This window comes from Psychrobacter piechaudii (assembly GCF_900162825.1).
GTDB classification, from domain to species: domain Bacteria; phylum Pseudomonadota; class Gammaproteobacteria; order Pseudomonadales; family Moraxellaceae; genus Psychrobacter; species Psychrobacter piechaudii.
Map to the genome: position 1 here is coordinate 1 of NZ_FUGE01000193.1, position 15,183 is coordinate 15,183.

13 protein-coding genes are annotated in these 15,183 nt (G+C 42.5%); all 13 read left to right on the plus strand.

Features of this window, described 5'->3' with window-relative positions:
• Positions 1-194 precede the first annotated feature (194 nt).
• A complete protein-coding gene (locus A1019T_RS10510) occupies positions 195-785 on the plus strand; it encodes a YhgN family NAAT transporter (RefSeq protein ID WP_077451593.1) in 591 nt (196 codons plus the stop codon).
• Between the two features lie 283 nt (positions 786-1,068).
• Positions 1,069-1,404 carry an ArsR/SmtB family transcription factor gene (locus A1019T_RS10515; RefSeq protein WP_077451594.1) on the plus strand — a complete coding sequence of 112 codons (336 nt, stop codon included), beginning with the start codon at positions 1,069-1,071 and terminating at the stop codon, positions 1,402-1,404.
• Positions 1,405-1,499: 95 nt separating this feature from the next.
• Positions 1,500-1,934 (plus strand): YeeE/YedE family protein, encoded by a 435-nt coding sequence (locus A1019T_RS10520; RefSeq protein ID WP_077451595.1) that lies wholly within the window; start codon positions 1,500-1,502, stop codon positions 1,932-1,934.
• A 54-nt stretch (positions 1,935-1,988) separates the two neighbouring features.
• On the plus strand, positions 1,989-2,429 hold the full coding sequence (locus A1019T_RS10525) for a DUF6691 family protein (RefSeq protein WP_077451596.1): 441 nt from the start codon (positions 1,989-1,991) through the stop codon (positions 2,427-2,429).
• Positions 2,430-3,046: 617 nt separating this feature from the next.
• Positions 3,047-4,261, plus strand: a complete 1,215-nt coding sequence (locus A1019T_RS10530) for an RtcB family protein (RefSeq protein ID WP_077451597.1) — start codon at positions 3,047-3,049, stop codon at positions 4,259-4,261.
• A gap of 552 nt (positions 4,262-4,813) precedes the next feature.
• Positions 4,814-5,098, plus strand: a complete 285-nt coding sequence (gene ppnP / locus A1019T_RS10535) for a pyrimidine/purine nucleoside phosphorylase (protein WP_077451598.1) — start codon at positions 4,814-4,816, stop codon at positions 5,096-5,098.
• 282 nt (positions 5,099-5,380) lie between these two features.
• Complete coding sequence (locus A1019T_RS10540; RefSeq protein ID WP_077451599.1) at positions 5,381-7,036, plus strand: AMP-binding protein; 1,656 nt, start codon at positions 5,381-5,383, stop codon at positions 7,034-7,036.
• Positions 7,037-7,132: 96 nt separating this feature from the next.
• The gene (locus A1019T_RS10545) at positions 7,133-7,909 is read left to right on the plus strand and encodes an SDR family NAD(P)-dependent oxidoreductase (RefSeq protein WP_077451600.1); all 777 of its coding nucleotides are present in this window, start codon (positions 7,133-7,135) and stop codon (positions 7,907-7,909) included.
• 220 nt (positions 7,910-8,129) lie between these two features.
• Positions 8,130-9,257 (plus strand): DNA topoisomerase IB, encoded by a 1,128-nt coding sequence (locus A1019T_RS10550; protein WP_077451601.1) that lies wholly within the window; start codon positions 8,130-8,132, stop codon positions 9,255-9,257.
• 55 nt (positions 9,258-9,312) lie between these two features.
• Entirely contained in the window at positions 9,313-11,073 is a 1,761-nt protein-coding gene (locus A1019T_RS10555) for a phospholipase D-like domain-containing protein (RefSeq protein ID WP_077451602.1), read from the plus strand.
• Positions 11,074-11,248: 175 nt separating this feature from the next.
• Positions 11,249-12,877 (plus strand): 3-deoxy-D-manno-octulosonic acid transferase, encoded by a 1,629-nt coding sequence (locus A1019T_RS10560; RefSeq protein WP_077451603.1) that lies wholly within the window; start codon positions 11,249-11,251, stop codon positions 12,875-12,877.
• Positions 12,874-13,587: a 16S rRNA (uracil(1498)-N(3))-methyltransferase gene (locus A1019T_RS10565; protein WP_077451604.1), complete on the plus strand. Its 714-nt coding sequence runs from the start codon at positions 12,874-12,876 to the stop codon at positions 13,585-13,587. The genes A1019T_RS10560 and A1019T_RS10565 overlap by 4 nt, the downstream gene beginning before the upstream one ends.
• A 272-nt stretch (positions 13,588-13,859) precedes the next feature.
• A complete protein-coding gene (locus A1019T_RS10570; protein WP_244156637.1) occupies positions 13,860-14,816 on the plus strand; it encodes an ABC transporter substrate-binding protein in 957 nt (318 codons plus the stop codon).
• Positions 14,817-15,183 lie beyond the last annotated feature (367 nt).

Below are 15,183 nucleotides of genomic sequence, written 5' to 3' on the forward strand. Positions count from 1 at the left end.
CATAGGTACTGCCCCTGAAATAGCGAATGTAATATGAAGTAATGCCTATTAAAAATTCTAAATTAGAATATTGGACTTGATTGGTACCCCCAAAAAATGAAGCTATAAATAGGCGGCTTTTTTTTGGTATCATCACTCCCTTTAATTACTTACTACCGTCAAAAAATAATAAAAGGTTTTTATTAAGGAGTTTTATGGAGATCTACGCAACAGCCCTCACTTTATTTTTAATTATGGATCCTTTGGGTAATATCCCTATTTTTTTATCTGTCTTAAATAAGGTGCCTGAAGAGAGACGTAAGTTTATTATTATCAGAGAGTTGCTGATTGCGCTGCTGTTAATGGTGCTGTTCTTATTCGCTGGTGGCAGTATTTTGCATACCTTAGGCCTAAGCACCGAAGCTGTGGCTATTGGCGGCGGTTTGGTTATGATGATTATCGCCATCCGTATGATCTTTCCGACTCGAGGCGGGGTGATGAGCGATGAGGAAGATGAAGATGGGGAGCCTTTTATTGTCCCCTTGGCAGTCCCGTTAATTGCCGGACCTTCAATTCTAGCCACTTTAATACTATTAACTGAAAAGAACCCTGAAAGCCTTCCAAAGGCGTTGATGGCCTTGCTTTTGGCTTGGTTTATTTCAGCAGTTATTCTATTTTTCTCAACCAAATTATATAAGCTGTTAGGACATAGAGGTCTAAAAGCTATTGAGCGTTTAATGGGGATGATTCTAATCTCAATTTCCGTACAAATGCTACTAAATGGCTTTTCTTCGTTCATGGGATAGCTCAGACCTTTATTAAAAATCTGGCCCTCTTACTAGTTGTTAGTGCTCATTCTTAGCGTTAACTTACTGTAAGGATTGTCTCTATTTCAGTCAATAAATTGCTTTAATAATTAACTATTTATCTGCTCAATCAGCTATTGAGCAGATAAATTTTATAATGATATAGCCAAACGGCATAAACTTATGCAATAATAGTATACAAAATTATATAATATGTTTATGTGTAGGCTAGGTTTGTTGTATATAATAAGTATCCATAATATAAATCTAGGATGTTGTAACCATGTCAACCGATACCTTAAATGTAGAAAGTATTGATGTAGAAGCATTAAAAGCTTCTGCTTCTAAAGCCTCAGCCTTACTTAAGTCACTTTCCCATTCTGATCGCCTATTATTGCTCTGCCAAATAGTAGGCTCTGGTGAGGCCTGTGTGCGTGATTTAGAACAATCAACGGGTATCAAGCAGCCCAGTTTGTCACAGCAGCTTGGTGTGCTTCGCGAGAATGGACTAGTGAATACTAGACGAGAAGGCAGACAAATTTTTTATAGTATTGCTAGTGAAGATGCACTGGCCGTTATGCAAGTCTTGTATCAGCGTTTTTGCGCTACTGACGAATAGGATATTTGGAGTGCCTCTGCATACCGATCCATTGAAAGTTTGCGCATGACTGATGCTGAAAAAATATATATTTAAATACAATATTAGGAGCGCGTATGTACGCTTGGATTGATATGGCAAGCTTTACCCCTTGGAGTGCCTTAATTGGGGGACTTATCATTGGGTTAGCCGCCTCAGTTTTGATAGTAGGCAGTGGCCATATAATGGGTATGAGCGGAATACTAAAAAGCTCTATTTCTCAATTACCAAAATTTAGTTGGCAGTTGGTGTTTGTTCTAGGAATGGTAGTAGCGACTTGGGGATATGGGTTAATTTATGGTTTCCCACAGCTAGAGATGGGGCAACCTATCTGGAAAATTATTGTAGCAGGATTATTAGTAGGTTTTGGCACTCGATTAGGGTCTGGCTGTACCAGTGGGCATGGGATTTGCGGTATTTCGCGACTCTCTGCACGCTCAATTACCGCAACGATTTTATTTTTATCGAGTGGTATTGCCACAGCGACTCTATTTGCCATGCTTCAAAGTTAAGCCTAAGCATAGTTATGAAATCATTTGCTTTAAAATTTATATAATGAGCCACTTATGACTACTAATAATCGATTAACCCTAATCTTTAGCTTCCTATCCGGCATTATCTTTGCTATTGGACTGATTGTTTCACAAATGGTGAACCCAGAAAAAGTACTCGGCTTCTTACGTTTATTTCACGGCTGGGATCCCTCATTGGGTCTAGTAATGGGCGGCGGGATTGCGGTTGCCATGCCAACCTTTTTTTACGTTAAGTCGCGCATGAGCAAAGGCGGAAAGGCCTTAGATAACGGCAACTTTCAGTTACCCACGGCCACCAAGATCACGCCACAACTGGCGATTGGCAGTTTAATATTTGGGATAGGCTGGGGTATGTTAGGATTTTGCCCAGCACCTGCACTGGTTACGGCTTTAGCCGGCTATACTGAGTCCATGTTGTTTGTGGTAGCGATGTTAGCAGGATTTTGGCTACACGCTAAGTTAATTAAAAACTAATGAAACCCTAAAGCTAACCGGTTTAAGTTTTGAGCTAGTAATATTTTGAGCTAGTAGTAATTGGGGCCAATAGCGAAAAATTTGATATTTGGCTACTGGCCTCCTATAATCTGTTTACTTTTGACCCAAAGCTCCAGTGGTTATAAATGGTGGTTTTAAGCGGTCAGAACAATCATTAATATCCAATCACTTGCTTTGTTGTAGATCAACCTGCATATAAGCCATAACCTACGGAGGATTCAGCATGTCATTGTGTAAAAAAGACTGTGTTCAAGATAATGCAAAGCAATGCGATGTTTGTTATAACTTCGCTCAGGTTAGACTAAGCTTGATTTAGCTTTCTTTTTCTAGTGTTGGCTTTGGCTTAATTTAGCTTCAGCTTTAAAAGTCATTTCTAGTATTCCCTGTTTTTGTATCTTTGACACTCATTGACCTTAGGTTAATGGGCTTTTATGCGTCTGTCATTTAACACAGTATTCACTCTCATTTCTCTATTTGCTTTAGGCAAACCAATATAAATCAGCTTGTGCTTTCGCCTTTTATTGCAGTTGAATAAATACAGGATTTAGGGTCGGGCATAAGCTCAGTAAAATGAATAAAATTTAAGGTAAAACAAAATGGGCATACAGCTAATTTTGAATGAAAACAGTAAAAAAGGGGTGCCGGTCAAGGTTTATACCAATGACATCGCCCAAGATGCCATCAAACAATTACGCAATATGGCACAGCTTGAATTTGTCCACTCGCACATTGCGGTGATGCCAGATGTGCATGTGGGTAAGGGTGCGACAGTAGGCAGCGTTATTCCAACCAAGTCAGCGATTATTCCAGCAGCGGTTGGGGTAGATATTGGCTGTGGTATGAATGCGATGCGTACCTCGTTAACCGCCAGTGATTTGCCAGACAGTCTAAGAGCAGTGCGCTCAGCGATAGAAAAGCAAGTGCCAGTTGGTTTTAATATGCACAATCAAATCACCGCTAAAGCCTCAACCCTTGATCCACTTGGCAAGCGATTAAAGCCAATCACGGACAAGCATCCTGGTCTGTTAAAGATGTTAAAAGGCTTTGAGCGTACTTGGGCAAAACAGCTGGGCACATTAGGCGGCGGTAACCACTTTATCGAGATTTGTCTTGATGAAAATAACGATGTGTGGGTGATGCTACATTCAGGAAGTCGTGGTATTGGCAACTGCATCGGTCGCTACTTTATTAATTTGGCCAAAAAAGAACATCAGTCTCGTTTTGGTCATGTGCCGGATAAAGACCTGTCGTACTTTGCCGAGGGCTCAAACAGCTTTGATGACTATGTGGAGGCGGTGCAGTGGGCGCAAGATTATGCAGTGCAAAACCGTAAAGAGATGATGCGCTTGGTATTGGATGCTATGCAATCGAAGCAGGCAGGCTTACCCCACTTTACGCTGACCAAAGAAGCCATCAACTGTCATCACAACTATGTGGAAGAAGAGACGCACTTTGGCGAGAGTGTCTATGTCACTCGCAAAGGGGCGATTAGTGCTTATGAAGGCGAGCTGGGTATTATTCCAGGCTCAATGGGTGCTAAGTCTTTTATTGTACGTGGGCTTGGTAATGAAGAATCTTTTTGCTCATGCTCGCATGGGGCAGGGCGCAAAATGAGCCGAACTAAAGCAGCTAAGACCTTTACGGTTGATGAGCTAAAAGCACAGACCGCAGGCGTGGAATGTAAAAAAGATAAAAGTGTCCTCGATGAAATACCGGGTGCTTACAAAGACATTGATGAAGTCATGGACAACCAAAAAAGCTTGGTGGAAGTGGTGCATACCCTGAAGCAGGTGCTTTGTGTGAAAGGCTAGATATTTTAGGTGCTAAAGCCTAGATAGCTAGGGGTAAGTTTTTAAACCAAGGAGAACAGATATGCTAGTAAATAATCAACAGCCCTTAGTGGCAAATGATAAAATCTATAAAAAAATACTATATTTAGGACAAAATTATGAGCTTGAAACAAACTCTAAAACTGGCGAAACAGTTAGAAAATCAGAGTAATAAACAGTTAGGTAGCAATGAAGACGCTGCCAAGAAGACGCTGCCAATCTAAGCGCTTTAAAAAATGCAACCAAGCCCCGTAATCATCTGGCTTTTAACCCCCTGCTTAAAAAGGGTGGGGTGCATCAAAAGGATGATGTTGAAGCGGTGCGTAAGAAAAAGCGCCGTGAAACTAAGCAAAGTCTGCGTCAGAAAGACTGGTTATCAGAGCTATAAAAGGCTTGATTTAAGGCTTAGTGAATAAGTCTTTAGCAAAAAATTTTAGATATTAGTTTAAGGGTAAACCTAGTAGAATAGGCAAGTGTTTAAGACCTATACTTATTCAATTTAAGTAAAGGGTTTACCCATTCTAAGGAGGGCCTATGCCAAGCGTTAATCAGTATTTTGATAATAAAGTGACTTCAATTGCCTTTCAAACGGCCACCAAACCTGCGACTGTGGGTGTCATGGAGATTGGTGAGTATGAATTTGGTACCAGTGAATTTGAAACCATGACTGTGGTGAGCGGTGCATTAACCGTCAAACTTCCAGGCTCTGATAAGTTTGTGACTTATGAGGCGGGTGAAAGCTTTACCATTGAAGCCAATCAAAAGTTCCAGGTTAAAGTCGCGGTCGAGACGGCTTATCTTTGCACTTATGGCAAATAGCACTTCTGACAAATAGTCAGTTGAAGCTAATTAGTAATAGCTTGTGAAAAGGCAGCAAATTTCGGTTTGCTGCTTTTTTTTATTATTGTTATTAATGATACGTTTTGTATTGAAATAAGTTTTGAAATCGGTTATTAATAGAAGGGTTAAAAGGAAACTAACGGTCTATAGCCCTCAAATAGATATTCCTCCTAAACAGGGTAAGGAGGCAAGGGTTAGGACTTTTTTGCGGAGCCCACATGCTCCCCCTTCATCAATAACTTAGCTAAAGGAATAGCGATTATGTCAGTGACTACAGTAAAGTCTAGTGCTTCTCAAAATTATGCTGATTTTTATCAAGCATTCACTCCAGATACCCTCATTAAAGAAATCTTTAATGACCATCCACAAGATCAATTTAACGCCTATTTAGCTTGTTGTGGTAGACATATTCGTAACGGCTTAGGGGATAAGGTGGCTTTGGTTCATGAAGATACCGAGCAAAAAATTACCCAACTTACTTTCGATGAGCTAGATAAAAAGAGTGCTCAAGTGGCCCATATGTTACAGAGCTATGGGGTAAAAAAAGGCGATAGGGTGGCTACTATGCTGCCCCGTACGCCAGAGCTGCTTATTATTGTTTTTGCGACTTGGCGCATTGGTGCGATTTATCAGCCGCTATTTACCGCTTTTGGGGTAGAGTCTATCGAGTACAGACTGGAGAAGGTCGATACTAAGGTGGTGTTTACCAACCCTGAGAACCGAGCAAAGTTTGAGGGTATCGCCAATTTACCGCAAATGGTCTTAGTCACTAAAGAAGATGAGGCAACCAATGCCTATTCAGATGCTAATTTTAACGATATTGAGGCTTTCGATACTGAATTTGAGGCGGTGATATTAGATACCGACGCCCCATTTTTACAGATGTTCACCTCGGGTACCGTAGGCAAGTCAAAAGGGGTGAGTGTGCCTCTTGCTGCCTTACCAACATTTTATTTATATATGCGCTATGCCATTGATTTACAACAAACAGATAACTACTGGAATATGGCGGATCCTGGGTGGGCGTACGGCTTATATTATGCCATTACCGGTCCTTTATTAATGGGAGTGACCACTCACTTTAATGAAATGGGCTTTGATGCTCAGAACACCCTTGATTTTCTAGTGCGTCATAAAATTACCAATATTGCCTCATCGCCAACTGCTTTCAGAATGATGAAGTCTAGTGGCGTGTTTGAAAATGTCGCAGATAAATTATGCTTACGTGTTGCTAACTCAGCTGGCGAGACCTTGAATACCGAAGTGGTTAACTGGGTCGAAGAGAATTTGGGCTGTACAGTGTTTGACCAATATGGGCAGACAGAGACGGGCATGACCTGCTGTATGCACCATGCATTGACTCATGAAGCCCCTACAGGCAGCATGGGTGTGCCTATGCCAGGACACAAACTGGTAGTACTTGATGATAACTTACAACCCGTTGCAGACGGTACGCAAGGCCAATTGGCAGTGGTGGTCAGCGAGTCGCCAGCCTTCTACTTTAGAGGCTATAGCTGGGATGAAAAACAAGCCTTCTCAGGCGATTACTATTTGACTGGTGACGTGGTCGAGCGTCATGAAGATGGCACCTTCTGGTTTGCTGGGCGTGATGATGACATTATCATTACCGCAGGCTATCGCATTGGGCCTACTGATGTTGAGAACTGTGTGATGGAACATGAGGCAGTTGCTGAGTCGGCAGCAGTAGGTGTGCCAGATGAGATGCGTGGTCATGTCATTAAGTCATTTGTGGTGCTAAAACAAGGCATTATAGGTACGGAGGAGTTGGTTAGCGAGATTAAGGCTTTGGTACAAAAGCGTCTTTCGGCGCATGCTTATCCACGTTTTGTCGAATTTGTCGAGGCCTTACCAAAGACGCCTAGTGGTAAAATCCAGCGTTTTTTATTGCGTCAATAAGATATAGTATAGGAAGGCTTGACCAAAGAGGTATCCCTTGATTACTTTTTTGATGGGTCATTTTTTAGTTAAATAAAAATATTAGAAGGATTTTATATGAAAACTGAATCACAAACTTTTATCGTAACCGGAGGCGCTTCAGGCCTTGGTGAAGCCACCACTAGAGAATTGGTCTCACGCGGTGCTAATGTGGTCATCGCTGATCTAAATGAAGAGGCGGGTGCGGCATTGGCTAAGGAGTTAGGGGAGTCTGTACGCTTTGTCCGCTGCGATGTTACCAGTGGTGAGCAGGTTCAAGCTGCGGTCGAAACTTCAGAAAAAGAGTTTGGTGGTTTGGCCGGTAGTGTCAACTGTGCAGGGATTGCTATTGTACAAAAGCTATTGGACCGAGACAATAATCCAGCAGACCTAGATAAATTCAACAAAGGGGTTCAAATCAACCTAACAGGCAGCTTTAATGTGGCACGCTTAGTGGCTTCAAGTATTGCTAAGCGAGTGGCCACTGAAGGTGGTCCTAATAATGAAGACCAAGGTATTATTATTAATACCGCTTCTATCGCAGCCTTTGACGGTCAAGTAGGACAAGCCAGCTATTCTTCGTCTAAGTCAGGTGTAGTAGGAATGATGCTTCCCTTGGCCCGTGAATTAACCCGTCATGGTATCCGAGTGATGACCATTGCCCCAGGTATTTTCGCCACACCTATGATGGCAGGTCTGCCTGAAAAAGCACAAGAGCAATTGAAAGCCAGTGTGCCTTATCCTAAGCGTTTAGGTGATCCGACAGAGTTTGCAAAACTAGTGGCGCATATCATTGAAAACGCCTATCTAAATGCGGATGTTATTCGTTTGGATGGCGCAATTAGAATGACTTAATTTGACAGTTATTCAAGACCAGTTACAGTGATGACAATAAGGCTGTACCTAACAATAGGGTACAGTCTTTTTTATTACTGGTTGAGGTGAATGGGGAATTAAAGTTACAGGCAGTAACTATTTTCCTAAACGGGGCCTCTGTGTTAATTATTAACGTCTCTTTAAAATACATTTAAAACCTAACCTTATCTTCCTTTTTATTTCAATTACAGAGATCGTTATGAGCCCATCAAAATCCACATCAAAGTCTAGAGCTTCAAAAAACGTGGCCTTAGCTTCAGAAGTTGAAGGCGATATTCGGCATGATTATGAGGCTTTAGCGAAAAAGGCCAAGTTACGATATGTCAGCGATGAAGAACCGGGTTATACCCGAATACGGTGGGGCAAAAGTTTTAGTTATCGAGATGGGCAGGGAAAAACCGTTAAGAATAAAAAGCTGCGTAAGCGTTTTGATTCGCTAGCCATACCGCCTATGTGGTCTGAGGTGTGGATTTGTCATTATGATAATGGGCATTTGCAATGTACCGGAAGGGATGAAAAAGGCCGTAAGCAATACTTGTATCATGAGCTGTGGAATAAAGTCCGTGACGAAGCTAAGTTTGAGGCAATGATTGGCTTCGGAGATAAGCTTCCAGTACTAAGAGCACAAGTAGAACAGGATTTGCAGTCAGAGACACTTAGTCGAGAGAAGGTATTAGCAGCCGTGGTAAGGCTGTTAGAAACCACGCTAATTCGTATCGGCAACGATAGATATGCTAAGCAAAATAAAAGCTATGGTTTGAGCACCTTAAGAAGTAAGCATGTGACAGAAACCGAGGACGGCTTAGCTTTTGATTTTGTGGGCAAAAGCGCTAAAGAACATCATATTGAGCTTGAAGATGAGGGTTTGATACAGATAGTCAATGCCTGTTCTGACTTACCAGGCTATCGTATTTTTAAATACCTAGATGAGCAGGGTGATAAACAGGTGGTGGAAAGCGACGATATCAATGAATATCTACGTGAGCACACTGGGGAGGAGTATAGTGCCAAAGATTTTCGAACCTGGATGGCCTCGGTGTTAGCAGCTGAGTATCTGTATCAGCATGCTGACTCAGCTATTTTAGATAGCGAGCCGAATAGTAAAGAACGTCAGCAGCTGGTGGTGGATATGGTAAAACAAGTGGCTGATAGTCTCGGTAATACCCCCAGTGTTTGCCGTGCCTCTTATATTCACCCCAAAGTGATCAATCGATTTTTAGACAAAACCTTTATTGAAAGCTACAAAAAGGGTTATCGGGGACGCACTCGGAAGTTTCAACAGCTTAATGAGAAAGCATTGTTGGCATTTTTAACCTCAAGCGAGTAATCTATCGCTAAGCTCTTTATTCTTAATAATAAATACCCAACCAGTCGTATAACTTATGGCTCCATTTGCACTTTCTTCTTTCGTCCTGACTGCTCAAGCAGATTTAGTCCAGCTACTAGATCGGATTATGACGTCGCTAGAATCCTTCTCAGCGGGCAACTGGGCTTGGTTGGGGGTAACCATTCACCTAGTACTAACCATTTTTATGGTGGTGCGTATTCTATCAACGCAGCGCAATACAGGTATTGCTATCGCTTGGTTGGTTCTGCTATTTGCCATTCCTTTTTTTAGTATTATTGCTTACATGCTAGTGGGCGAGCCTTATCTGGGTAAGAGTTATAAGCTACGCAACTCGCAGGCCCAAGATATGTTAAATGGAGTGGCCAAACGTCAAGATATTCAGCTAGCAAAAGTGGATGATACTCTATCTGAGCGCTATCAAGGTGTGAGCCGTATTGGTACGTTTGATACTGGTTTTGGGGTTTATGATAACCACAGCATGCAGCTATTAACTTCTGCAGACAGTACTTTTGACACCTTAATACAGGATATAAATAATGCCTCCACTTTAATTTTAATGGAGTTTTATATTATTTACCCCAAAGGCCGAGTCCAAGAAGTGTTTCAGGCTTTAATTGAAGCGGTTCAAAGAGGGGTAGAGTGTCAAGTATTGGCGGATAGTGTGGGAAGCTTTAGCTTCTTTGCCGATGATTGGCATGAAAAGCTGGTCGAAGCGGGGGTTATTATTCATCAGTCCTTACCCGTCGGTCTGTTTAAAACTTTATTAAAACGCAGTGACCTACGTAATCACCGAAAGATTGTGGTGATTGATGATGATATTGGCTATACCGGTAGTTTTAACTTAGTTGATCCTGAGTTTTTTAAACAAGACAAAGCCGTGGGGCAATGGATTGATCTGATCATGCGCATTGAAAGTGATAATGCGGTGAGTGTGGTCACGGCGTTGGCAGCGGTTAGCGTTACCGATATCGGCGCAGAAAGCACGCGTAATCTAGAGCAGCTTGGCTATCGGATTGAAAATAATATCAATATGTATACCCGTAAGTTATATCGCCCCAAGCCTGCAATTAATGACATTAATGATAAAGCATCTGGCTATTTGGCCAGACAAATCTCCTCCCTTAATTTAAGTGATGAATATGGTCATGACTTTAAGGCCTCAGAGCAAGACCCTGATTATGAGGTAGATTCAGATCCAAGCTTACCGGATTATATGCGGGCTATTGCCAACATGCCGGTGATAGACAATGTGATGGCTCAGGTTATTCCTTCGGCTCCCCGTATTACCGAACATGTGATTTATAATACTCTATTGACGATTTTTCATAGGGCAGATCACCGCATCCAGATAACCACCCCTTATTTCGTGCCAGATGAAGCCTTGTTGGCTGCTTTAACCACAGCCGCTAAAAGGGGAGTAGAGGTTACGTTAATTTTACCCAAAAAAGTAGACTCCTTTTTTGTACAGCATGCTTCACAGGCCTCTTACTCAATATTGATGGAGGCGGGAGTCAAAATAGCTTTGTTTAAAGGCGGCTTGCTACATGCCAAGACAGTGGTTATTGATGATGATTATTGCTTGTTTGGCACTGTGAATATGGACATGCGTAGCTTTTATTTAAATATGGAAATCAGCTTGGCACTGTATACCCCAAGTATCGTAAAGCAGGTTTATGCGTGCCAACAGGCTTACTTAACTCAGTGTGAGCTGTTACAGTGGGATGAGTGGGAAAGCCGACCCACTTACAAGCAGCTTTTTGACTCAGGGATACGGTTATTTAGCCCGTTACTGTAATGCTTAAATTACTGATAGGAATGGCTATTTTATAAATTTTAAATGCGGTAGAATATCGGCTATTTTTTATTCGGACCGTTCTATTAAAGTGCCTGATTATTTGGTTTTAGTGTTTTTAACAATGCTTATAAAGTAATCTAGGGCTGCAATTTTTTAAGGTGACCATAGGTTGATTATGCCAGACAATAAAGACGCCCATGCTTCTAACTCAGCCTATTCTTCAGTATCAAATATCAAAAAAACCACTGAGGCCATTTCGCCTCCTTGGTACTACAAATTAGCCATCAAATTGTTAAAGCCAATTTATAGGCTGGTCTTGTGGCGCCGCTATCGCCAAGCCAAAAAAAGCGATATGCCAGTGGCCGATTATAAACAGGAAATCGACACCCGTTATGGTCGTCGCTATCCGCAGCCTCCTGCTTACTCGATGACCTCCATACCTTCCTCTTCAACACCCAGTGCTTTAAATGGAGCCAGTATCTGGTGTCATGCCGTGTCATTGGGAGAGACCAATACCATTGCTCCTATGCTAAAAGTGATGTTACAGCAAGGGGCTAGAATTTGGATTACCAATACTACCCAAACCGGCTTTGCACGTACTGAACAGCTCTTTGCAGAAGCCATTGCCAACCAGCAAATGGTACATACTTTTGTACCTGTTGATGATAAAGCCATCATTGAGAAGTTTGTTAATAAGGCTCAGCCTGATTTGGCGATGTTTGTAGAAACAGAGCTGTGGGCCAATATCTTAGCGGTATTAAAACAATCAGCAGTCCCTTCGGTACTGGTAAATGCCAGACTGTCGCAAAAGTCCTTCGAGAGTTATGCCAAGTATGCCTCAGTTAGTAAAAGCATGATGCACAATATCAGCATGATTATTGCTCAAGATGCGGACTCAGCGAAGCGTTTTCGCCGTTTGGGGGCTGACGTTGTGAAAATTCGTCGGGCAAATTCTTTAAAGTGGTCCACTGGAGCAGCTGCTACTACTACTGCACAATCTGACTTGACATCAACTGCCAAGATAAAAGCTTTACAGGCTGAATTTGGCGCTAATTCTGAAGTTTTCAATCGCCCTATTTGGGTTGCCGGTAGTACCCATGAAGGGGAAGAAAAAGCGGTGATTGAAGCTCACAAACAGATTATTGTGCAGGCGAACTTGGCCAATGCCGTGCTTATTTTAGTGCCTCGCCACCCTGAGCGCTTTGATGCAGTCGCTGAGCTGCTCGATCAGTCTGCCTTGATTTATCACCGTCGTAGTCAACAACAGCTTATAGAGGCGAATACTCAGGTCTATCTTGCAGACACCATGGGGGAGTTAACTGCCTGTTATCAGCTGTCAGACGTGGCTTTAGTGGGCGGGTCTTTGGTAAATATTGGGGGGCATAATCCAATTGAAGCGGCCAGTTTCGCCAAACCTATTATCATGGGGCCTTATACTCAGTCGTGCCATGAAGTCGTGGCTGCCTTAAATGAAGTGGGTGCTTTAAAAGTGGTTAACGCCGTCAACAGTACTCAAAAAGATAAGGCTTCTAAAATATCTGGTAATGCTGGTGCCATGCCTAATGCTTCACTGCTAGATAGTGTGATTCAATGGTTAACTTATCCTGAGCAGGCTAAGCAGGCAGGTCAACAAGGGCAAAAGCTAGTGGCTACCAAGAGTAATGCCATGCAGCAACAGCTGCAGATGATAGAAGATCTATTAACCGCCACTAGAATGGCAGAAAAGGCTCCTGATCCAAAAGAGGATGAAGTGGATTTGGATCACTTTAAGGTGCGTAAACGTGGTGAGGATGAAGCACTGTGAATATCCTACTGTTACCTGAGTTAGATAACGAGCAGACCAGTTTCAGCATCACTGATCTTAGCCAAATTAAGCATGTACAGCAGGTGCTTGAGCTCAAGGCAGGAGATGGCTTAAAAGTAGGCAGCTTAAATGGGGAATTGGGAACAGCAGTTATCGAAGCCGTGTCGGACACCCAGCTTAAGCTAGGTAGCCTGAATTTAAATACCATGCCTCCGAGCAAGCTGGATTTAACGGTAGTTTTAGCCTTGCCGAGGCCGAAGGTGTTGCGAAGACTAATAATGGATATGACTGCCATAGGGGTGGCCGAAATCATTTTAGTCAACAGCTACCGCACGGATAAAAGCTATTGGCAAAGCCCTATACTCAGTAGAATTGATGAGTTTGTGACAGAGGGGCTGCAGCAAGGGGTAGATACCATAGCGCCTAACATCCAATTAAAAAAACGCTTTAAACCCTTTGTGGAAGATGAGCTTAGTCTTTGGGCCAAAGATCGTAGTTTAGTGGTGGCCCACCCTTATAGTCCATTATCCTTTAATGCCTACATTGAACAGGCCGGCTTGCCACAAGTATTGTGTATTGGTGCGGAAGGTGGCTGGATTGATTATGAGGTGGGCCTGTTACAAGACAATGGCTGTCAGCCCGTCAATATAGGCAGTCGGATTCTGCGTACGGAAGCTGCAGTCAATGCCTTATGTGGCCGTTATCTATAGGGCTGTTTTCAGTTATACTTAGCCTTTTAGGCTGCTTTAACTCTTATCCTTTCTTCTGTTCGCGTATTTACTGTCATAGGTTTCCTCTCATGTCTAAGGTTGTTAGGTCAAATAGTAAGTTTCTAACAAGAGCTTTACCTGTCTTTATTTTAGCCTCGCTAAGTTTGATGGGCTGTTCAGATGACCAAAATCAGAAGGAGCAGCCAACCAACAACCCGGTGCAAATCAGTCAAGAAAGATTTCAAATAGGCACTGACCTAGACATAAAAAATATGACTAGGCTTAGTGATGCCTATCGTCAAGAGACTGGCATATTGATTGAGTGGGTGCCTGTAGATAAAAGTGTCTTTACTGTGAGCTTTGATGAAGAGCCCCCTTTACACTTCGATGTAAACCTTCCAAAAGGGGTAGACATGTTAATGATGCATAGCGTCTACTCACTGGCCAATGCCAGTGCCAGTCATGTGTTACAGTCGGTAGGGTCACAGGTCTTGGTGGAGGCTGTGCCCGCCCATTATCAAGACCCTGATGGAGAATGGTTTGGGGTGGGTAAGTATGCTCGAAGCATTGTTTATAACAAAAATAAAGTTAATGAGCGTGAATTGGTGAACTATGCCGATCTTGGTGCCAGCAAATGGCTGGGCAGGCTTTGTATGACCGATATTTATAGTCCAGAAAACCAAGCCATTGCCAAAATGATGATGTCCTATAATGGTACCAAGCTGACCCCAGAAATTCTGAGCAATTGGCAAACCAATATGGGCAGTCCACTGGCCAGCAATGAGGATGTTCTTAATCAGATGGAGCAAGGGGGCTGTGATGTGGGGATTGTAGACAGCGATGCCTTTTGGGGCTATGCCAAAACCCAGCCTAATACTCAGCTGCGGTTAATGTGGCCCAATCAAATTAACCGAGGGGCCATTACCAATGCTATTGCCATAGGCATGGTGGATAGGGGAGAAGAAGTGGGTCATGCTTTAAGGTTTATGGAGTGGTTGGTTAGCGATCGCGGGCAGGCATTGCTGGCTTTTTATACCAGTACTTTCCCCGTGATCGATATTAAAGACGAGACGATAAATATGGAGGCTATTCGACCTGAGTGGACTCAGTTTGAGCCTGATACCACCCCATTAATCGATATTATCAACGATCATCGTAAAATTGAACCGTTAAAAAAAGAGCCCGAAGTGCCAGAAGAAGGGACAGAGGATACGGATATTATAGAGTAGGGTGTTTTGTTGATAATCAATTGCTAATCGTTATTGATAATTATTACCATTTGGATTAAAATGCTTTCAGCAGATAGTACTTATATCTCCAAAAATATCATTCTCTGTACACGACAAAAAACAAAAAAGCTGACTAAGGACAAGGCATAATAGTAATTTTTCTGACGAACCACACTATGCCAAACCTTAATCAGCTCATAAATATATTATCGCAAAACCTAACCATGAACAAGGCAAGATTGACGTGTTTAGCCTTAATTACTCTAGCGATAATACAAGTACAAAGTAGCAACCTCAAACAAATAGCAAGAGGATTTGTCAAAGGTAGGACAAACAGTAATTACAGACGGCTACAACGCTTCTTTGC

Excerpts from the sequence above, each read along its gene's own strand:
- A1019T_RS10510 (WP_077451593.1), top strand. The coding sequence starts at position 195 with ATGGAGATCTACGCAACAGCCCTCACTTTATTTTTAATTATGGATCCT.
- A1019T_RS10515 (WP_077451594.1), top strand. The coding sequence starts at position 1,069 with ATGTCAACCGATACCTTAAATGTAGAAAGTATTGATGTAGAAGCATTA.
- A1019T_RS10520 (WP_077451595.1), top strand. The coding sequence starts at position 1,500 with ATGTACGCTTGGATTGATATGGCAAGCTTTACCCCTTGGAGTGCCTTA.
- A1019T_RS10525 (WP_077451596.1), top strand. The coding sequence starts at position 1,989 with ATGACTACTAATAATCGATTAACCCTAATCTTTAGCTTCCTATCCGGC.
- A1019T_RS10530 (WP_077451597.1), top strand. The coding sequence starts at position 3,047 with ATGGGCATACAGCTAATTTTGAATGAAAACAGTAAAAAAGGGGTGCCG.
- ppnP (WP_077451598.1), top strand. The coding sequence starts at position 4,814 with ATGCCAAGCGTTAATCAGTATTTTGATAATAAAGTGACTTCAATTGCC.
- A1019T_RS10540 (WP_077451599.1), top strand. The coding sequence starts at position 5,381 with ATGTCAGTGACTACAGTAAAGTCTAGTGCTTCTCAAAATTATGCTGAT.
- A1019T_RS10545 (WP_077451600.1), top strand. The coding sequence starts at position 7,133 with ATGAAAACTGAATCACAAACTTTTATCGTAACCGGAGGCGCTTCAGGC.
- A1019T_RS10550 (WP_077451601.1), top strand. The coding sequence starts at position 8,130 with ATGAGCCCATCAAAATCCACATCAAAGTCTAGAGCTTCAAAAAACGTG.
- A1019T_RS10555 (WP_077451602.1), top strand. The coding sequence starts at position 9,313 with ATGGCTCCATTTGCACTTTCTTCTTTCGTCCTGACTGCTCAAGCAGAT.
- A1019T_RS10560 (WP_077451603.1), top strand. The coding sequence starts at position 11,249 with ATGCCAGACAATAAAGACGCCCATGCTTCTAACTCAGCCTATTCTTCA.
- A1019T_RS10570 (WP_244156637.1), top strand. The coding sequence starts at position 13,860 with ATGACTAGGCTTAGTGATGCCTATCGTCAAGAGACTGGCATATTGATT.